19 protein-coding genes and 2 other annotated features are annotated in these 21317 nt (G+C 32.9%); of the genes, 17 read left to right on the forward strand and 2 right to left on the reverse strand.

Features of this window, described 5'->3' with window-relative positions; translation table 11 throughout:
- The first annotated feature begins 93 nt into the window (after positions 1–93).
- Positions 94–329: a binding site (T-box leader), on the forward strand.
- 71 nt (positions 330–400) lie between these two features.
- The 7 genes from tyrS (at position 401) to V7056_RS05040 (ending at position 6519) form a co-directional block, all read left to right on the forward strand.
- Positions 401–1660 (forward strand): tyrosine--tRNA ligase, encoded by a 1260-nt coding sequence (gene tyrS, locus V7056_RS05010; protein WP_499699870.1) that lies wholly within the window; start codon positions 401–403, stop codon positions 1658–1660.
- A 1-nt stretch (position 1661) separates the two neighbouring features.
- Positions 1662–1914: a binding site (T-box leader), on the forward strand.
- Positions 1915–1965: 51 nt separating this feature from the next.
- On the forward strand, positions 1966–2427 hold the full coding sequence (locus V7056_RS05015; RefSeq protein WP_499699874.1) for a GNAT family N-acetyltransferase: 462 nt from the start codon (positions 1966–1968) through the stop codon (positions 2425–2427).
- Positions 2428–2456: 29 nt separating this feature from the next.
- A complete protein-coding gene (nhaC, locus tag V7056_RS05020; protein WP_499699875.1) occupies positions 2457–3836 on the forward strand; it encodes a Na+/H+ antiporter NhaC in 1380 nt (459 codons plus the stop codon).
- A 58-nt stretch (positions 3837–3894) separates the two neighbouring features.
- On the forward strand, positions 3895–4029 hold the full coding sequence (locus tag V7056_RS05025; RefSeq protein ID WP_088002766.1) for a hypothetical protein: 135 nt from the start codon (positions 3895–3897) through the stop codon (positions 4027–4029).
- 121 nt (positions 4030–4150) lie between these two features.
- Positions 4151–4729 (forward strand): YdcF family protein, encoded by a 579-nt coding sequence (locus V7056_RS05030; protein ID WP_499699877.1) that lies wholly within the window; start codon positions 4151–4153, stop codon positions 4727–4729.
- Between the two features lie 444 nt (positions 4730–5173).
- Positions 5174–5545 carry a hypothetical protein gene (locus tag V7056_RS05035; RefSeq protein ID WP_499699879.1) on the forward strand — a complete coding sequence of 124 codons (372 nt, stop codon included), beginning with the start codon at positions 5174–5176 and terminating at the stop codon, positions 5543–5545.
- Between the two features lie 317 nt (positions 5546–5862).
- Complete coding sequence (locus V7056_RS05040) at positions 5863–6519, forward strand: hypothetical protein (protein WP_499699881.1); 657 nt, start codon at positions 5863–5865, stop codon at positions 6517–6519.
- A 192-nt stretch (positions 6520–6711) separates the two neighbouring features.
- Here V7056_RS05040 and rpsD read toward each other — a convergent pair whose 3' ends face one another.
- Entirely contained in the window at positions 6712–7314 is a 603-nt protein-coding gene (gene rpsD, locus V7056_RS05045) for a 30S ribosomal protein S4 (RefSeq protein ID WP_499699882.1), read from the reverse strand.
- Between the two features lie 438 nt (positions 7315–7752).
- Here rpsD and V7056_RS05050 point away from each other — a divergent pair, with 438 nt between their 5' ends.
- On the forward strand, positions 7753–9621 hold the full coding sequence (locus V7056_RS05050; protein WP_499699884.1) for a sensor domain-containing diguanylate cyclase: 1869 nt from the start codon (positions 7753–7755) through the stop codon (positions 9619–9621).
- Positions 9622–9667: 46 nt separating this feature from the next.
- Here V7056_RS05050 and V7056_RS05055 read toward each other — a convergent pair whose 3' ends face one another.
- Entirely contained in the window at positions 9668–10156 is a 489-nt protein-coding gene (locus V7056_RS05055; RefSeq protein ID WP_499699886.1) for a GAF domain-containing protein, read from the reverse strand.
- A gap of 149 nt (positions 10157–10305) precedes the next feature.
- Here V7056_RS05055 and refZ point away from each other — a divergent pair, with 149 nt between their 5' ends.
- The 9 genes from refZ to V7056_RS05100 all read left to right on the forward strand — a co-directional run bounded on the left by refZ (position 10306) and on the right by V7056_RS05100 (position 21313).
- Positions 10306–10953: a forespore capture DNA-binding protein RefZ gene (refZ, locus tag V7056_RS05060; RefSeq protein ID WP_499699888.1), complete on the forward strand. Its 648-nt coding sequence runs from the start codon at positions 10306–10308 to the stop codon at positions 10951–10953.
- A gap of 256 nt (positions 10954–11209) precedes the next feature.
- Complete coding sequence (ezrA, locus tag V7056_RS05065; RefSeq protein WP_499699890.1) at positions 11210–12922, forward strand: septation ring formation regulator EzrA; 1713 nt, start codon at positions 11210–11212, stop codon at positions 12920–12922.
- Between the two features lie 72 nt (positions 12923–12994).
- Complete coding sequence (locus V7056_RS05070) at positions 12995–14137, forward strand: cysteine desulfurase family protein (RefSeq protein WP_499699892.1); 1143 nt, start codon at positions 12995–12997, stop codon at positions 14135–14137.
- A gap of 4 nt (positions 14138–14141) precedes the next feature.
- The gene (gene thiI / locus V7056_RS05075; RefSeq protein WP_499699893.1) at positions 14142–15371 is read left to right on the forward strand and encodes a tRNA uracil 4-sulfurtransferase ThiI; all 1230 of its coding nucleotides are present in this window, start codon (positions 14142–14144) and stop codon (positions 15369–15371) included.
- 80 nt (positions 15372–15451) lie between these two features.
- A complete protein-coding gene (locus tag V7056_RS05080; RefSeq protein ID WP_499699895.1) occupies positions 15452–15661 on the forward strand; it encodes an alpha/beta-type small acid-soluble spore protein in 210 nt (69 codons plus the stop codon).
- Between the two features lie 447 nt (positions 15662–16108).
- Positions 16109–16984, forward strand: a complete 876-nt coding sequence (locus V7056_RS05085; RefSeq protein WP_499699910.1) for an aldose 1-epimerase family protein — start codon at positions 16109–16111, stop codon at positions 16982–16984.
- A gap of 164 nt (positions 16985–17148) precedes the next feature.
- The gene (mbcS, locus tag V7056_RS05090; RefSeq protein ID WP_499699897.1) at positions 17149–18723 is read left to right on the forward strand and encodes an acyl-CoA synthetase MbcS; all 1575 of its coding nucleotides are present in this window, start codon (positions 17149–17151) and stop codon (positions 18721–18723) included.
- A 103-nt stretch (positions 18724–18826) separates the two neighbouring features.
- Entirely contained in the window at positions 18827–20398 is a 1572-nt protein-coding gene (locus V7056_RS05095; protein ID WP_499699899.1) for an amidohydrolase, read from the forward strand.
- Between the two features lie 144 nt (positions 20399–20542).
- Entirely contained in the window at positions 20543–21313 is a 771-nt protein-coding gene (locus tag V7056_RS05100; protein WP_499699912.1) for a DUF2953 domain-containing protein, read from the forward strand.
- Positions 21314–21317: the final 4 nt, after the last annotated feature.

Raw genomic sequence — 21317 nt, forward strand, 5'->3', positions numbered from 1 at the left:
ATGTGTAATTTTTTATTTAAAATTAATTAAATTTTAATTCTCTATTTGACTTAATAGAATTATATGTGTTATAAATGTTTCATAACATTTTAATAGTGAGCGTTGAAAGGTTTAGTAGTGTGAATGGAATGGTCTCAGAGAGCTAATGGTTGGTGAGAATTAGCACAAACATTGACATGAATTACACCCTGGAGCATTCTTTTTCGACATTTGTTATACATAACAAACTAGGATTAGAACGGTTAACAGCCGTTAATTGTATGAGAGGTAGTCTAATTTAATTAGCTACAACTAGGGTGGTACCGCGATTTTAATTATTCGTCCCTACTGTTTAACAGTAGGGACTTTTTATTTTGTTTTAATAAAATGATGATTTAAGGATAGAGAGGATTGATTAAAAGTGACAACGATTTTACAAGATTTAGAATTTCGTGGATTAATTAATCAAATGACTGACGAAGAAGGATTACAAAAATTACTTATTGAAGAATCGGTTTCTTTATATTGTGGTTTTGACCCGACAGGCGATAGCTTACACATCGGTCATTTATTACCTGTTTTAATGCTTAAGAGATTCCAAGTTGCTGGACATAAACCGATTGGTGTTGTTGGTGGAGCAACTGGTATGATTGGTGACCCAAGTGGTAAAAAAGCAGAACGTACATTAAATACAACAGAAACAGTTCAAATGTACAGTGAACGAATTCGTACACAACTTTTACCATTCTTAAGCTTTGAAGGTGAAAACGCTGCCAAAGTTGTAAACAACTTTGATTGGACTGGCGATTTAGACGTTATTACATTCCTACGCGATATTGGGAAAAACTTTGGTTTAAATTACATGCTTGCTAAAGATTCAGTAGCATCACGTTTAGATGCAGGTATTTCATTTACTGAATTTAGCTACATGATTTTACAATCTTATGATTTCTTAAAATTATACCAAGACCATAATTGTAAACTTCAAATTGGTGGAAGTGATCAATGGGGTAATATTACTGCAGGTATGGAACTAATTCGAAAAACTGAAGAAGATTCAAAAGCATTTGGCTTAACTGTACCTTTAGTAACAAAAGCGGATGGTTCAAAGTTCGGTAAAACAGAAGGTGGAGCTATATGGTTAGATCCAGAAAAAACGACTCCTTATGAATTTTACCAATTCTGGATTAACACAGACGATCGAGATGTTGTTAAATACTTAAAATACTTTACTTTCTTATCGAAAGAAGAAATTTTAGCGTTAGAAAAACAATTTAATGAAGCACCAGAGCAACGTGTTGCTCAAAAAGCATTGGCTGCTGAAGTGACTAAATTAGTTCATGGTGAAAAAGCACTTGATCAAGCAATTAAAATTACGGATGCATTATTTAGTGGATCTGTAAAAGAATTAACAGCTGATGAAATCAAACAAGGTTTTAAAGATGTTCCGTCATTTGCTTTAAATGAAGCAGAAATGGGATTAGTTGATTTATTAGTAGCTGCTAAAATTTCACCATCTAAACGACAAGCACGCGAAGATGTTCAAAACGGTGCAGTGTACGTAAATGGTGATCGTATACAAGATGTTGCAAAAGTATTATCTAAGCTTGATGCAATTGAAGAGCAATTTATAATAATCCGTCGTGGTAAAAAGAAATACCACTTAATTACATTATCATAATGAATAAACAGTGAACGAAAAAGCAGTAGTATGATTGTCACTAGTTACAGAGAGCGAGTGGTCGGTGTGAACTCGTCTAAACAATCAACGAATTACATTTCGGGAGTTTTCTTTTCGTAGTTAGAGATTCTAATGAAGGGAAGAACGTAAGTCTACGTTACAGATATCGAGTGATAAAGAAAAAACTTTTAATTTGATTTTAAGTGAATTTTCTTTATAACTAGGGTGGTAACGCGATCGAGGTCGTCCCTATTTTTATAGGGATAACCTCGATCTTTTTATTTTTTAAAAAAGGGGGAACATTCATGGAAATGATTCTAACTAAAGATTACGGAATATTGGCAAAATTAAATGAGAGTGTACAGAATTTGCATGCTGAACTCTTTCCCGAGCAATTTAAAATTCACAATTTAGATGAAGTAACTGAGTTTTTTAAAGAAGTAGTAAATCATCCTAATCATCTATTTTTATTAATAAAAGATGAGGACGATTTTGTCGGGTACGCATGGATTGAAATTAAAAATTCTCAAGAAACTCCATTTAAGAAGGCTTTTCGCAGCCTTTATGTTCACCAAATAAATATAGTCGAAGGTAAACAAAACAGAGGATACGGCTCTTTTATCATTCATAAAATTGCAGGTTTCGCTCGTGAGCATCAAATGAACAGAATTGAATTGGATTACTGGACGGATAACAGAATTGCAAAGAATTTTTATGAAAAATTAGGTTTTAAAAAATTTAGAGAACATGTATTTATGGAAATGTAAACATTACAATTAAAGAGGAGATACGCGTCATGAAAAAGATTGAATTAATATCTATTATAGGATTATTCACATTGATTATGTCTAGTTGTCTAGTTATTTTAAAAACAGAACCACACATTCCCTTATTACTATGTGTAGTAAGTTTAGCTATTTTTGGAGTTGCGAAAGGGTTTAAATGGGAGCAAATTGAAAATGGTATGAAAAAAGGAATTCAAAATGGTCTTTCACCTACATTGATTTTAATGATGATCGGACTATTAATTGGTTCTTGGATGTTAAGTGGAACAGTTCCAACACTACTTTTTTACGGGATTTCAGTTCTTTCGGCAAAGTGGTTTGCAATTAGTGCAATTTTTATAACGATTATTGTAGCAAGTTTTACAGGTAGTACATTTACTACGATTGGAACTGTAGGTGTAGCATTGATGGGGATCGCACATATTATGGGTGTCTCTCCAGCAATTGCAGCAGGTGCAATTATTTGTGGCGCATGCTTTGGGGATAAAATGTCACCAATTTCAGATACTACAAATTTCGTACCAAGTATATTAGGAATAAAAGTTAATGAACATATTCGTCACATGGCATTCACAACAATTCCAGCTTTAATTGTAACGATTATATTGTTTTTAATTATTGGAATGGGGCATGGACAATCTGATATGGCACAAGTAAACGAGATGAAAAAAGCAATTGCAACAAGCTTTGAAATTAATCCATTTTTATTAGTACCTTGTATCATTGTATTTATCATGTCATTTAAAGGCTTTTCAACTTTACCAACAATGTCTGCTGGGATCATCAGTTCAATTATTTTAGCATTTATTACCCAAAAGGGAGTATCGTTAGAACAAGTATTTACGACACTTCAAAGCGGATTCCAATTAGATACAGGGAATGAAATGCTAAACTCAATCGTAAACCGCGGTGGGTTACAGTCTATGATGTGGTCTGTTTCATTAATTTTTATTGCACTTGCTTTAGGTGGTTTATTACAAGAATTAAGAGTGTTTGATACAGTGATTCAATCATTAATTAATTTAAAACGAAAAGGTAATATCGTTATTGCTAGTACTTTGTCTGCAATCGGTGTGAACCTGTTAACAGGAGAACAATATCTTTCAATTTTACTGCCAGGTCAATTATTAAAGGATGTATTTATTAAAAGGAATATTCCGCTTAAAAACTTATCAAGAGCACTTGAAGATGGCGGAACATTATTCAACCCAATTGTTCCTTGGAGTGTAAGTGGTGCATTTTTTGCTGCGACATTAGGTGTTCCAGTATTAGAATACCTACCATTTGCATTTATCCTATTTATTACACCATTATTTAGTATCATTGCAGCGATTATTGGAAAAAGTCTAGATGGTGAAATTGAAATGAAAGATTCTCAAAAAATTGCATAAACAAGTTCTTTCTACGTAAACTAGTTTTTGTACTAACTGGTTAGATGGAGGGAAAGAAATGAGTCATGCAGCAGGTGGTTCAAAGAAAAATCGTCCGAGTGATGCAAATCATGTAGATGCAAAAACGAAAGCTCATCAAAAAAGACTTTCGAAAGATCAACATGATCCAATGGATGAAAAATATCCTAGATAAATAAATACTGAGGCAAACAATTTTATGTATCAACATTTAATTGTTTGCTTTTTTTAATGAAAAAGACCTCAATTTTCGATACAATATAAAATAAAATATGAAAGATTGAGGAAACCTTCAAATGGGCTTTATTAAAATGATAACTTATTTCGTACTATTTGGAATTTTTGTCTATGTATTTTGTTTTTTATTTATCGGCATAAATAGTTACTTACAATACAAACATAAAGTACCTAAAAATGCGGATTATATAATCGTATTAGGCGCGGGATTAAAGAAAAATAAGCCAACATTAGCACTAAAGTACAGAATTGAAACCGCAGCTGAATATGCTAAAAAAAATCCGAAAACAAAAATGATCGTTTCAGGTGGACAAGGTAAAGATGAACTGATTTCTGAAGCAGAGTGCATGAAAATAGAATTAATTAAACTAGGGATTGAAGAAGATCGAATTATAAAAGAGGATTTATCAACGAATACATATGAGAACATGAAGTTTTCTAAGAATTATATTAAAGCTAATGAAAAAGGAATTATTGTAACAAATGACTATCATTTATTCAGATCAATTAAATTAGCTGAAAAACAGGGCTTACACATTGTAGGATTACCAGCAAAAACACCAACCGTAATACTACCTACTGCATATATTAGAGAATGTTTATCTATTTTAAAAGCTCTATACTATGATCATATTTAATTGATTGGCAGCTTCATATCCATTGTTGTTTTTAAGAATGCGTTAGTTGATTACAACTCCAGGATGCTCCCTTTCCGTGGGGCGGAGCTGAGCCTCCTGGGTCCACAGGATGTGGATCATGCATGCGTTACGACAGGACGTCGTGGTTTTAGCATGCCTACCGTACTTGGCCTGCGGGGTCTCGGCCTTCCAGCAACTCCAACAGGAGTCTCGCACCTTCCGTTGAAATCAACTTCTATCTTTAGAGTTTCAAATCTAAAATGCAACTATCTTTTAGAAAAGAGGCAATTCATTTAATAGATTTGATTAACTTTATTTTTTGTTTATGAAAAAATATTGAAATAATAGGATTGAATGTGTTACTGTCCGTTGCTTTTTTTCTAAATTGACATTTTATATTATATGGACAAAGCTTGTCCAAATAATATAATAGGAGAGATAGAATTGGGTACAAGAATTTTATCGACTGGAGTATTAAGAAGACATTCTGACACATCTTTTCTAACAGTTGAAGCAATGAATGCTGATCCAGATAGCTTTCGTTCAGTAACGGTTCAAATGTTCGATTGGTCTTCAGGTTCACCAGTCATTATACCAATGGTAGATCCATCAACAATCTTAATTCCACCAAGTCAATATCGTACTTTTAGATCACTTGCACTACCAGCAACTGTTTTTGCGTATGAAGTAAGAATTTTTCATCCGAAAGACAAAGACGTAGTAGTGAGTACTTTTGGATTAAGTGCTCTTGAGTTTGATCCACAAACTGGTAATAATGCAGTACAACATGATTTAGCAAGATTAAGCTTAAAATAACAGTAGCATTGCCTTCATTAAAAACACCTCTCTTTTTGGCTCTCGAATAATTCGAGGCCTTTTTTGTTTTAACCTTCAAAGACAGTTGGAGCTATATCGATGTATAAACCAGGACAAGGATAAAAGCTTGGACTATATAGCACAACTTGGGAAGGTAGAGTTCATTTTGCACCCGGGTATTCCTGGTTGGATTGACGAATAATTTAGCCCTTCAAAAAGATGCAGGGGACATTTTAAAATTTATTAGTTAAAATTAGTATATTGTTATATAATTAATTGGTATAATTTTACAATTTCTAAATTAAGGGGAACTTGAAATGAAAAAGGTATTATTTTTGGTATTAACAATTATGTTAATTACATTTAACATTCCAAATGTTAATGTTAATGCTGCTTCAAACGACGTAAAGTGGGGAAAGATAAATCTCACTAAGGAAATGATTGGGAAAGTAATAGTCAAAAAAAACACAATTGTATATAAGAAGGATTTGAAAACTAATAAATATATCAAGGGAACTTCAGTAAAAAAGGGTCAAGAGTTTGGTGTCTATAAACTTGATTATATGAACTATTACAGTATAGGAAAAGAGAAGTATCTAAAAGCAAGCGATGTGAAGTATACTGTTGCACCTAAATCATTAACAGATAAAGTACGAAAAGAACAGAATTTTTTATTTAAAGCTTTATTAAATTCTAAAACCTACGAACTCTACGCTGGAGACTATGTGATGGGCTTACAAGATGATAATACGAAGTTATATTTAGGATTTCAAACTCCAACATATGGTGATGCATTATTCTACAAAGGTACAATTACTAAAATTGAAAAAGATAAAGTAACCTTTAATTATCTTGAGTCATACACAGACATTAAGAGAACAGGTACTGCTAAGCTTTCCAAGTATGGAATTGTCCTAGAATATATTGATAATAATGGGGCTCAGATTGTAATGGTGTTAAATTCAGAGAAATAAAGAAAAAATGACCAAGTTCCAAAAAAATATTGGAACTTGGTCATTTTCTATAGTCATGATAGTAGTAGTATTCTTTTTATAGTTGTCGGAAGTTTTGATATAAAAAAGTTGTAAAAAATAAAAAACCTCTAGAATCGTTGATAAATCAACATTTCTAGAGGTTTTTGCATCACTTCCTAAGAAGCGATAATATTAACGGTTGTAGAATTCAACGATAAGAGCTTCGTTGATTTCAGCTGGTAATTCAGAACGCTCTGGTAAGCGGTTGAAAGTACCTTCTAATTTGTCAGCGTTGAAAGTGATGTACTCAGGTACAAAATTGTTAACTTCAACAGCTTCTTTAACTACAGCTAAGTTTTGTGATTTTTCACGTAAGCCGATAGTTTGGCCAACTTTCACACGGAAAGAAGGGATGTCTACACGTTTACCATCAACTAAGATGTGACCGTGGTTAACTAATTGACGAGCTGCACGACGAGTACGAGTAAGACCCATACGGTAAACTACGTTGTCTAAACGAGTTTCTAATAAGATCATGAAGTTTTCACCGTGTTTACCAGTTAATTTACCAGCGATGTCGAATGTGCGACGGAATTGACGCTCATTAACTCCGAACATGTGACGAAGTTTTTGCTTCTCTTGTAATTGTAAACCGTACTCTGATAATTTTTTACGTTGGTTAGGTCCGTGTTGACCTGGTGCGTAAGGACGTTTTTCTAATTCCTTACCTGTTCCGCTTAATGAAATGCCTAAACGGCGAGATAATTTCCAAGTAGATCCTGTATAACGAGACATAGATGTCTCCTCCTTCAAGTTTTTATTTTGGAGTAAAATAAAAACGTTCGTGTAGCCCCAGTTTGTTTATTTTGCTTTCATGTATCCTCGCCCCAGCAGCCGGAGTTACGCGATGACACCTCTGTTAAGAGGAACAAAATAAATTTCAAGCCCGTGCTTACAACGCTGCGTTATTTTACACAAAGAATATTATATCTAGATTACGTTGATTAGTCAAGAATGCTTTTATGATTTAAATAGAAATTATAATATGAAAAAAATAGAAAAATTGTATGGAAACTTTGCTTTATATGATGAAGTATTTTTGTCGGAATTATAAGAAAATGTCCAATTTTGTATAAAAATAGTTGTAGGAAAAACTAACTAATTGTTTTATAATGGGAATTGTAAAAATAGTTATTTTAGTTCATTTCTTAAATAGTAAGTAGGTGATTTTGTATGAATCTCGATGAGAAAAGTAAAATATTGTATTTGAAATCAGAATTTTTTGATTTGATGGTAAATCATGATAATTTCCAACATCATTCAAAAGTATATAAGAAATATTCTAAATTAGTTTGTGATGTTTTAGGGGCAAGTGCTGTTACATTATACGGTAAAAATGGTAATGGAGAATCGCTTGAGTCTTTAACGTATAATAGATTTTTTGAGGACGAAGAACAATATGAAGTAATCTTGAATGTATCGATTGAAAAATTTAATATTGAATTCGACAGAGAGAGCAAATACAGAATAGTACATAATTTACATCATACTTTTTTGTATTTATGGTATTACGAAGAAAGTGATATCCACATAGTAGAATTTGATTTTACAGGCGAAAAGGACAAGCTCGAGCAATATAGTGAAAGCTTTTTAATAAACATCCACAAAGAAACTTTTGAGTTACGAGATCTATTAGTTAAAGTAGCGAGAACGGTTGAACAAGGTAAACAGTATTTACAGTTATCAAAAATCACTTCGAAACTAAATTCATCATTTAATATCGAAAATGTTTTTTACGAAATTATCTCTTCATTAAAAACAGTCTACCCGAATTATGAATATCTACTTTTACTTACAAATCAAAGTGTAGAACCGTCTCATATTGAAGTAAAACAATTTTCACCAATGGATAAAGATGCAAATCCATATGCTATTCAGGCATATAGTGAAAATATTAATACATATGAAACGAATAGTGACTCTATTTATATGTATGCTCCAGTACACGGACAACAAGGTGTTTATGGAGTGCTTCAAATATGTAATAAGAATACCAATCGATTTACAGTCTCTGAACAAGAGTTTTTTACATTATTAGCTTCTAAAGCAGGAATTGCTTTAGAAAATGCAAAGCTTTATCAACAGGTTGAAGACAGTGCAAAACGAATTCAGTTTGTAAATGAAGTAGGCCAAAATTTAAATCAGAACCTTCATAGTTTAGAGCTTTTAAACTATTTAGTAAATAAGTTTCAAAATCGATTTGAATGTGAAGAGTTTGCGATTGTGATACTCCAAGAACATAATCAATTCAAAGTGTTAGATGGTAGTACAAGCTATTTTAATTCGGAATTCGCTAATTCGCTGATTGGACAAATCGTTGAGGATATAAAATTACATGATGGAACTTTATTGAAGGTAAATGCCACACAGGAAGAATGTTATGAACAATACCCTTTTAATTCGATTGTAGCTGTTAAAATCGAGACGACAGGTTTAAAAGGTGTAGCAATCATGCTTCATCGAAATCCATTTAAATTTAAATATGATGATCGTACGTTGGTCCAAAATGTTATGGAACCAACAAAATTAGCGCTTCGAAATACAATGCTACAAGAGAAATTGGAACAATTGGTTGCTACAGATCACTTAACTGATCTATTCTCTAGAGCGTATTTAGAAGAGCAAATTTGCAAGAGTATGCAGGAAGATTCTCAAGGTACATTAATATTATTGGATATTGATGATTTTAAGAAAATTAATGATACTTATGGTCATCAAATAGGCGATAATGTTTTAGTTCAAGTAGCTAATATTATTAAAGATGTAGTACGTTCTACTGATATTGCTGCAAGATGGGGTGGAGAAGAATTAGCTGCATACTTACCAAAAATCGGTATTGATACTGGGAAGAAAGTAGCTTCTAGAATTATTGAAGAAGTTGAAAAGATTTCTAGTCCGAGAGTAACGACTTCATGTGGAGTCTCTGCATGGGGAAATGGTACTTATAATACTTCATCAATCGATAAATTATTTAAGAGTGCAGACGATGCTTTATACATCGCAAAAAATACGGGTAAAAATAAAGTTACAATTGCAAATTAAAAGGAATCCAAAGATAGAACATGTCTATTTTTGGATTCCTTTTTTATTACTTAATGTTTCCTTCGATAATGTTAACAATTTCTTGTAAAAATTGTTGATCAATCTCGTCAAAACGATTAAATTCAGGGCTATCGATATCTAATACTCCAATTACTTCGCCATTATGGTAAAAAGGAATAACAATCTCTGAGTTAGATGCTGCATCACATGCGATATGTCCCGGAAAATCATGAACATTATCAATGCGTTGTACGGTTTTAGTTTGAGCTGATGTTCCACAAACTCCTTTTCCGAATGGAATGCGGACGCACGCAGGAAGACCTACAAATGGTCCTAATACTAATTCATCGCGATCTTCATCTTTTAAATAAAAACCAACCCAATTTATATCATGTAAGAATTGATTTAAAAGTGCAGCTGTATTAGCTAAATTCGCAATTAAATTAAATTCATCATGCGTTAAAGCCTTCACTTGTGATGTAAGTGTCTTATATTGTTGCTCTTTCGTACCTGAATATTCGACTTTTTGAAACATAAGTTGACCCCTTTCCCTATATCATTTGGAATATCATAGCATATTTCAATAGATTACTGGTAATTTTGTCGACTATTTCATAAAGGATTTTAGTAGGATTTCGCCAATGTTTTAAAAAAGGAAATTGTGTAGAAGTAGAGGTGACATGTATGGAGCAAGAAAAACTTGCAACTAAGAATAAAGTCATCGAGACGGCCCTTTCATTATTTAAAACTAATGGGTATCAAGGTACATCAGTGAGAGATATATCCAAAAAAGCCAATGTTAATATTGCAACAATTTCTTACTATTTTAAAGGGAAACAAGGATTATTAGAGCACATTATTGTAGATTTTTTAGAAGGATACGTAGCGATTTTAAATAAATATAGTCTAGTTTTTGAATCTAAAAAAGCAGACTCTGTATTAATTGAACTAGTAGAAGAAGTTTTGAATTATAATTTTCATAAAAAAGAATATGCATCTATTTTTTATAGGGAATTAACACTGGATTCCGTATTTATTAGAGAAATTATGATGACATATTTGGCAAGAGAGCGTTATACATTTATTCAGATCTATGATGCACTAAGATTAAATAATACAAATATCACTGTGCCTTTTTCAGTGTTCTTTGTTCAATTAAAATCTTTTCTATCCACACCATACTTATTTCCTAGTTATATGAATGAAGTACTATATATTCAACAAAATGATACTTATTTTTTTGACAGATATAAGGAATATGTGGAAAAGTGGATTTCCTCCCTTTTGGGATTAAATACACTCGATTTGACTGATTTAAAAATGTACTCTTAAATGGTTCGCCTTTTAATGTGAGTAATCACAAGGAAAGGCGATTTTCATTGTTTAAAAATCATGTTTTTTGACAAGTTATTACAATATTTATTATAGTTTGATAAATATTTAAAAAAATTGAAAAAATAAGGTCAAAAATCAACTGTATCATGTTATGATAAACTATAAAGTCTAAGATGAAACGACTTAAAACATCAAAAAATGTCACAGAACGATAAATAGATTAGAAGGCAAGCAGAGGAGGTACACCTAGGAAATGACAATCCCAGTAATTTTAATTGTAATTTCTATTGTTATTGCTTTAATGATTATAGCCCTAACAATGCGCAACCGTTTATACAAAAGACTTGATGAGCTTGAGGCTTGGAGAATGCAACTGATGAGTAAGCCAGTTACTGACGAGTTGTCAAAGCTTAAGGGCTTAAATATGACCGGTCAAACAGAGGAGCTCTTTGAAAAGTGGAGAACTGATTGGGATGAATTAGTCACAACTGTGTTACCAAAAGTAACAGATTCGGTTTATGATATTGACGAAGCAATCAATAAGTACCATTTCATGAATGCAAAAAATACAATTGCAGAATTGGAAAATGTACTAAAAGAAGCAGAAGCAAATATTGATACGATTTTAAGTGAAGTAAGTGAGTTAATAGGTAGCGAAGAACAGAATAATTCGGATATTGAACATTTAAATCAAGAATATCTTGAACAAAGAAAACTATTACTTACTCATCGTCACTTATATTCAATTTCAGAAACTCAGTTAGAGAAAAAGCTTGATGAAATTAAAAAAGAAATTCAATTGTTTAATGAAACTACTGAACAAGGGAATTATTTAGAAGCTAGAGAGTTAGTAAAAACGATTGTTGACAAAGTAAATACAATCAAAGCTCATATGCAAATTATACCTGATTTGTATATTGAATCTTCGACGACAATCCCATCACAAATACATAATTTACTTGAAGGCTTAAAACAAATGAAAACTGATGGTTATTCACTTGAATATGAAGCAATTGAAAGTGAAGCAGCTGACTGCTCGAAAATATGTAATGATTGTATTGAATTAATTAAGAATTTAAATATCACTGAAGCAAATGAAAAACTTGAATCTGTTAAAGATAAAATTGATTCAATCTATGATTTGTTAGAGCAAGAAGTGGAAAGTAAATATATTGTTGAGAAAGAAATTTGGTCAGCACAAGAAGAAATCCACCGAATTCGTGAAGCAAATTTAAATACAAAAGAAGAGACTCAATTAGTTCAACAAATTTATGAGTTAAACGAAGAGGATACGCAAGCTCAAAAGCTTGTAGAAAAACAAGTAAGCATCATAACAAAGCGTTTTGAATTATTACAAATTCGAGTGGCAGAACAAGATCTTGCATTTTCAGTCATTCGTGGGGAACTAGATTTATTGAAACAGCAAATGTTGGATGTGAAAGAATCTCATGCAATGTATGTTGAAATGTTAAAGGCCCTTCGTAAAGATGAACTTCAAGCAAGAGATCAATTAATTGATATGAAGCGACTAATGTTAGAGGTCAAACGTCTTGTTCAAATTTCTAACTTACCAGGAATGCCTGTCTCATCATTAGAACAAATTCAAAAGGCTCAAGAAAGTATGCAAATTGTCTACTTAGAATTAGAGAAAAAGCCATTAAAAATGGGCAAGGTTTCTATTTTATTAGAAAAAGCATCTACTGCTGTTAATGAATGTTATAATGATACAAAGTTTATGATCGAACAAGGATATTTTGTAGAAAAAGTGATACAATATGGTAATCGCTATAGAAGTAAAAATGTACAAATTGCATCTGCAATGAACAAATCTGAACAACTTTTCAGGGAATTCCAATACAACGAAGCTCTTGAAGAAGCAGCGGCTTCTATTGAAAGTGTTGAACCAGGTGCAATTAATAAATTACAAGAAATACTAAATGAACAAAAGTACACACTACCCCTATAGATTAAATCTTAGGGGTTTCAGTCTGTTTTCGGCTATAATAAGGACTTAAGTGAGCAGCATGGAGGAACTGTGATGATTTATTTTGATAATAGTGCGACTACAAAGCCATATAAAGAGGTATTAGAAACATACATGACTGTCTCAGAACAGTTTTTTGGAAATCCATCCTCTATTCATAAATTAGGTGGTAAGTCAGAACAATTACTATCTAAGGCAAGATTACAAGTTGCTGATCTTCTTTCGGTTCAACCGACTGAAATTATTTTTACATCGGGTGGAACAGAAGGAAATAATTTAGCTATAAAAGGAACTGCGATGATGCATCGTTCAAGAGGGAAACATTTAATTACAACAGAAATGGAGCACCCTTCGATTTATGAAGCGTATAAGCAACTTGAAGGAATCGGTTTTGAAGTAACGTATTTGTCTCCAGATGAAGATGGATTTATTTCAGTTGAAAAAGTAGCAGATGCTTTGAGAGAAGATACTATTTTAGTTTCAATTATTCATGTAAATAATGAAACTGGAGCTATTCAACCGATTTATGAAATTGGACAATTCTTAAAGAAGTACCCCAAAATTTTCTTTCATGTAGACGCAGTGCAAGGAATTGGAAAGGTACCATTACATATAAAGCAATCTGCAATTGACTTACTTTCTGTTTCAGGTCATAAATTTCATAGTGTAAAAGGAACAGGACTTTTATATGTTCGTGAAGGTGTCACATTATCTTCTATGATGACTGGTGGTTCTCAAGAAAGAGAAATTCGTTCTGGTACTGAGAATCTAGCAGGAATCGTTGCAATGGCAAGAGCTTTAAGAATTACCCTTGAGAAGCAAAAATCGAAAAGTGATGATTTATTAAAATTAAGAAATGAATTATTACATCATTTGGAGAAAATTGATGGTGCTGTCATTAACTCTCCATCTTCAAATTTTGCACCTCATATATTAAATATTTCTTTTGTAGGGTTAAAGCCTGAAGTAATTGTACATGCTCTATCTGAAGAAAATATTTATATTTCGACTAAATCTGCCTGCTCTTCTAAGAATTATGAAATTAGTCGTGTGCTACAAAGCATGGGGAAAAGCGAACAAGTTGCTGGAAGTGCAATTAGAATCAGTCTTTCCTATGAGAACACAATCGAAGAAGTAAAGATGTTTAATGAAGTTATGAGTGAAGTAATTAAAAATTTATATAAAGTAACGAGGTAACAAAATGAATGTAGAATATATATTAATCCGCTATGGTGAAATGACAACAAAAGGAAAAAATAGAGGTCGTTTTACTAGTATCTTAAGAGAAAATGTTAGAAATCGATTAAAAAGTTTTGAAAACATTAAAATTACGGCTACTCGAGATCGTATGTATATTAAATTAAATGGTGAAGACCATGAAAAAGTTGCTGCAAACTTGAAACAAGTTTTTGGTATTCACACGTTTAGTTATGCTCGAAAAGTTGATACTGAATTGGAAGCAATTAAAAAAGGTGCATTACAAGCAATTGAGGAATTAGGCGATACTGTAAAAACTTTTAAAATAAATGCTCAACGAAGCTATAAACAATTTCCATTAAACACACCACAATTAAATCGTGAACTAGGTGGCTATATTTTGCAAAATACAGAGCACCTTACTGTAGATGTTCATAATCCAGATGTTGCCGTAAGAGTGGAAGTGCGTGATGATGCAACTTATATTACATGTGGTGAGGAATATGGTGCAGGTGGCTATCCGGTTGGTGTAGGCGGAAAGGTAATGCTTCTTTTATCTGGTGGAATTGATAGTCCAGTTGCAGCTTATATGCTTTTAAAGAGAGGCGTTTCAATTGAGGCAATTCATTTTGAGAGTCCTCCATTTACAAGTGACCGTGCTAAACAAAAAGTTACAGATTTAGCTAGTACGTTAACAAGATATTGTAGGAGAGTAACGCTTCATGTCATTCCTTTTACAGAAGTTCAAAAAGCAATTCACAAAGAAATGCCTGCTAGCTATACAATGACAATTATGAGACGTATCATGTTACAAATTGCAGAAAAAGTTTCAGTGGAACGAAAAGCACTAGCTTTAGCGACTGGTGAAAGCTTAGGACAAGTTGCGAGCCAAACGCTAGATAGTATGCATACAATTAATGAGGTAACAAACTATCCAGTTTTACGCCCATTACTTGCAATGGATAAATTAGAAATCATGGATATTGCTAAAAAAATTGATACGTATGATATTAGTATTAGACCGTATGAGGATTGCTGTACGATCTTTACACCTGCGAATCCAACTACAAAACCTAAGCGTGATAAAGTAGCGCGCTTTGAAAGTCGCTTTGACTTTACCGATTTAATAAACGTGGCAGTAGCTTCGAAAGAAACGCTCATTTTCGAAAATGAAATGATGACAAAACAGTTTAATTCCGTAGAAGAACATGTTGATATAGACGCTTTATTATAAATTACTAAAAATTTCCAGAAAAATTATGTATGAAGACATGTGTTTTATCACACTCTATACTCACAAGGAGGTGACAACACATGTCAAATAGAAATAATTCAGGTAGTAATCAATTAGTTGTAGAAGGTGCACAAGCTGCTTTAGATCAAATGAAGTATGAAATTGCTTCTGAGTTTGGCGTACAACTTGGCCCAGATGCAACTTCTCGTGCGAATGGTTCTGTTGGTGGTGAAATCACAAAGCGTTTAGTACAAATGGCTGAACAAAGCCTTGGTGGATTTTCTCGATAATACTTTTTAAATATCTATGGATTAAGGGGTAGGATTAAACCTACCTCTTTTCTATTTGTTTAAGTATCTGAAAAGATTGTGACCTTTAAGGTGGGAAAGGAATTAAGTTGAAAAAGAACGTCTCTATTGGAAATGCAGACAAATGAAATCTAACAAGGTAAAGTAGGCTTGCTAATATCACAACGTCATCTCTAACACTTGAATGCCCCACTTTATGAAAGGCCAGAAGTCCAGCGTTTACATTACAAGTAGCCTAGCAGTAAAAGTGGATTGTATTTAAAAAAAGATTTTTCTTTAATTTAATGCTCAGTCTGCCCCCTGGAAAGCGAGCAAAAGCAATCATCTTTAATAGAGACTTTCGAAAACAAATGGGGTATAAGGATGAAACAGGTTTTTGATTGTGAAGTTTGCTATAATAATGGTTAATGAAAATAAAGGAGCAAATTGATCATGTCTATATTACAAAATGAATACATTAAAGTTACCTCTAAACCTGAAGGTGCAGAATTGACGAGTATCGAATCGAAAAAAGACGGAATTCAATTTCTGTGGAATGCGAATCCTTCATTCTGGGGGAGACATGCTCCAGTCCTATTTCCAATTGTGGGTAAATTGATTAACAACCAATATAAGATTAATGATAAAACATACGAAGTAACTCAACATGGATTTGCCCGTGATATGGTTTTTAACGTGATAAAAGAAGAGCAAGATGAGATTACTTATGAGTTAATTAGTAATAGTGAGAGCTTATTAAAATATCCTTTTAAATTTTCTTTAAAAATAAAATATCGAATTGAAGGTTCATCGATATATGTTACATATGAAGTGACGAATAACGATGTTGTTTCAATGCCATTTTCAATCGGTGCCCATCCAGCATTTAATGTACCTTTATTGGAGAATGAATCTTTTGAAGACTATTACATACAATTTGAAGAAAATGAAACGATTGAAACAATCAAATTAGAAGGGGCTTATCGTAATGGAAAGAGGGAATTGATCGCAGACAAGACGAATGTTCTTCCATTAACTCGTGAGCTTTTTAAAGATGATGCATTAATTCTTGAAAAATTAAACAAGAATACAATTTCAATTCATTCAAAAAATCATTCAAGCTATGTTAAGGTAGATTTTGAGGGCTTTCCGTACGTAGGAATATGGACAACGAAAACTGCACCATTTGTTTGTATTGAACCTTGGTATGGTATTGCAGACGAGGCAGGCCCGGTGAAAGAAATGAAAAATCGTTTAGGTGTAAATAGTATTGAGCCAAATGAAAGCTTCACATGTACATATAGCGTTACGATTGGTATGAAGTGAATGAAGTAAAATTAAAAACCATCTTTTTAGGTGGTTTTTTTATTTGTTTAAATTTTCTGAATAAAAAAAGGTTTTATGCATATTATTAACGAAATGTTTAATTATTCTAATTTGGACAGCTACTAAATATAAATTAGTAATCGTGTAAAAGGGGGAGTTTCCATATGAATGGAATCAATTTAGTTGCTCCGAAGGTATATAATCTTGTTTGGGAAATTGAAAAATTTGCGACAACAAGTAAGGTAGCTTTAAAATGGGTAAATGCGAATGGTGAGACTCATTCGATTACTTATAAAGATTTATATAATAAGGTTCATCAATATGCATTTTCATTTAAGAACAATGGGATTGAGAAAGGGGACAAACTCTTTGTCATGATGCCTAGATGCGTAGAGACATACGCTGTTTATTTAGCAATTTTAAAAATCGGTTGTGTAATCGTTCCAGGATCAGAAATGCTAACATTTAAAGATATTCAATATCGAATTGACCATAGTGATGTAAAAGGGATTGTAGCACATAATCAGTATATAGATACTTTTAGTAGATTTGCTAAGAGTGGGAATTATAAATTATTTACGATTAACGAACAAGCTGGTGTTTGGAACTCCTTAAACGATCAAGCAATTATTGGGGCACATGTTTTAACAGTAGAAACAAAAAGTGATGACTTAGCATTTATATCCTATACGTCAGGAACAACTGGAAATCCAAAAGGTGTAGTACATACTCATAGTTGGGGATATGCACATATTCGTACAATCGCTTCAAGTTGGTTAGATGTAACAGAAGATGATGTTGTGTGGGCAACAGCGGGTCCAGGGTGGCAAAAGTGGATATGGAGTCCGTTTCTCGCTACGTTAGGAAGCGGGGCGACTGGTTTCTTTTACGAGGGTAAATTTGATCCTGAAACATTCTTAACTTTATTAAATGAACATAACATTACTGTATTTTGTAGTACACCGACGGAGTATCGTTTCATGGCAAAAGCTGAGAATTTAGACCAATTCAAATTACCTGCTTTACGAAGTGCTGTTTCTGCAGGTGAGCCTTTAAACCAAGAAGTTATTCATACGTTTAAAAAATACTTTCAGGTTGATGTAAGAGATGGTTATGGCCAAACAGAAAATACATTATTAATTGGAACATTAAAAGACTTAAAAGCCAAAGTGGGTTCAATGGGGGTTCCAACTCCAGGCAATTTAGTTGAAATTGTTGATGAAGATGGAAAACCGGTTGGGACGAATACAGTTGGTAATATTGCGGTTCATATCAATTCTCCTGCATTATTTAAACATTATTATAATGATGCGAGTAGAACAAAAGCTCAAATAAGAGGAGACTATTATATTACAGGTGATCGGGCTAAAAAGGATGAAGACGGATACTATTGGTTTGATGGTCGCAGCGACGATATTATTATCAGTGCAGGCTATACAATTGGACCATTTGAAATAGAAGATGCACTCGTTCAGCATAAACTGGTTAAGGAATGCGCTGTTGTAGCAAGTCCTGATCCACTGCGAGGTAATGTTGTAAAAGCGTTTGTTGTATTAACTGAGCACTCTTCTAACAGTGATGAGCTAGTTGTCGAATTACAAGAACATGTAAAAAAAGTAACTGCACCATATAAGTATCCCAGAAAAATTGAATTTGTTCATGAATTACCAAAAACTATTTCTGGGAAAATTAGAAGAGTTGAGTTGCGTGCTAGGGAACAAATGCCAGAATCGAAATAAACGAATACTTATGTTAAAATGAGGGAATATTCCCTCTTTTTTTATGTTTGCTCTTAAAAAAGAATCTAAAATAGCATATTGTTTAGAATGGACGGTGTTCTAATTGAAAAAGCTTTGGTTTAATGGACTATTTTATACGATGGCAAGTGAAGGAGAGACGCTTGAAGCGATTTGTACCGAGGACGGGAAAATAGTGAAAACAGGTTCATACGATGATTTGTTAACTTGGTTAGCTGATGAAGCTGCAGAGATGATTGATTGCAAGGGGAAAATAGGACTGCCAGGTTTTATCGATAGTCACCTACATTTAATAGGCCATGGTGAAGCGATGAATCGTGTTGACCTATCAAACTGTTCATCATATCATGAGATGCTTCAAAAAATGAATTCCGCAGTAAAAGATGCCAAGCCTAATGAATGGATCATTGGGGAAGGATGGAATGAAAATGAATGGGCAAATCAAGTAGATTTTTCGATTGTTGATTTAGATGAGCTATCAAGAGAAAATCCAATTGTTTTAAAAAGAACTTGTAGACATGTTTATTTCGTTAACTCAATTGCACTTATTGAAGCTGGAATCAATCAGCAGACAGAGATTGAAGGCGGACAGGTTGGTGCTTTTGTAGATGGTAGATTAAATGGGCTACTATATGATGAAGCAGTTAATTTAATTATAAAAGCAATGCCAGCACCGGATGATCTTTATTTATCAAAAGCAATTACGACAGCTGTAAAGGATTGCCATCGCCATGGTATCGTCGCTTGTGTGACAGAGGATCTATCATATTATGGCAATGCGAACCTAGTTGTTGATTTATATGAACAATTATTAAAAGAGCTTTCTTTTCATACGCATGTCTTAATACATCATACAACTCTGGATGATGTAAAAGGGCGTTTACATAGTGGCAATGAAAATGTTTCCTTTGGTGGAGTAAAAGCTTTTATAGATGGCTCTTTCGGTGGGAGAACAGCTCTTTTAGAAAAGCCATATGATGATGATCACAATACAAATGGGTTACAAGTCACTGCACCAATTAAATTGGAATCAATTACGAAAAAAGCTAGAGAAGCAGGTCTACCAGTAGCTTTTCATATGATCGGTGATTTAGCAGTAAAACAAGCAATTGATGTTGTTACAAAATATCCGAATCATTTAGAACTTCCAGATCGATTTATCCATTGTGAATTATTGTCAAAGCAATTGATTGAAGAAATGAAGAAACTACATATTGTGATTGATGTTCAAACATCATTTTTATATGGCGACTATCCATGGCTAATCGAGAGAATAGGAGAAGAACGTAATAAAAATGCTTTCCTTATTAAAACTCTTTTAGATGAAAAGATACCAATAGCAAATGGGTCAGATACGCCAATTGATACAATTAATCCATGGCAAGGTGTATATTCGGCAGTAACTCGAAAAGCAAAAGACGGTTTAACATATAATGAGTCAGAAGCAATTAGTCTATTTGAGGCTATAAAATTATATACAGTTAGTAGTGCAAAATCATTTGGACAAGACCATTACAGAGGATTAATAAAAGAAGGATATAACGCTGATTTTATATTATTTGATGAAGATCCATTTCAAGTGAATCCAGATGATTTACTAACATTAGCATGTAGTGAAACAATCAGTCGTGGAAATGTAGTATTTTCTAGAAACTAGTGTTTTATATTTTTATGAAAGAATGGTGAGTTTTTTACCATTCTTTTTTGTTTGTAGCCGAAGAATAATAACAAAGAGATTCTGAAAATGTATGTATTTCGAGGCGAAAAAGCCGTATGAGGAGCGGATTTACCTTTGACGGTAATGAGCATCATAAGCAGGCATGGCAACGAAGAAAGCGGGCGTTTGGCAAGCAGTGAGAAAGATTGGTTAGTTTTTTGCCAATCATTTTGTTTATGGAAAAGTTTGATTGCCCATACTGATACAAAAAAGGGTGGTTTCTTGCTTTACTTTTATTCCTTCTTAATTTTGATTGCAATCGTAATTGTAGTGTTTATTCTATTGATTCTTTTCATTGATCTTAGAGTAATGAGTCATACCATTTATACGAATCAAGAACGAATTATGATTGTAAAAATCTCTATGTTAAAAAATTTATTGAGATATAAATTTATCGTTCCATTAAGGCCAAATGAAGTCAAAGAAGAGTTAGAGCATTTGGAGAAAAAAAGAGATATTTCTATCCTGCAACAAATTGATTTTTTCATAAATTTATATTCAAATGCGCATACTATCATTATTCGTTTTTTACAATCAGTGCAAATATATAATGTTAATTACCATGTCCACTTTGGTGTTGGAAATTCGGCTTTAACAGGGATATCTATTGGTACAGCTTACAGTATGATCGGAATTGTAGAAAATATTTTAGAACGATTTACGATTTTACATAAACCACCAAATATAGATATTACACCTAATTATTATGCAACAATCATTGAGGCGAATGGGAAAATTCGTTTTTCATTTTCAATTAGAAAAGCAGTTTATACAGGCTTTTTAGTATTTTTGGCTTATAGGAAGACAAGAAAAGAATTTCAAGTTACACATCCATTTGAATCTATTTCGAGGTGATTAA

This window comes from Bacillus sp. JJ664, from assembly GCF_036962205.1.
In the GTDB taxonomy this organism is placed as follows: Bacteria; Bacillota; Bacilli; order Bacillales; family Bacillaceae_G; genus Gottfriedia.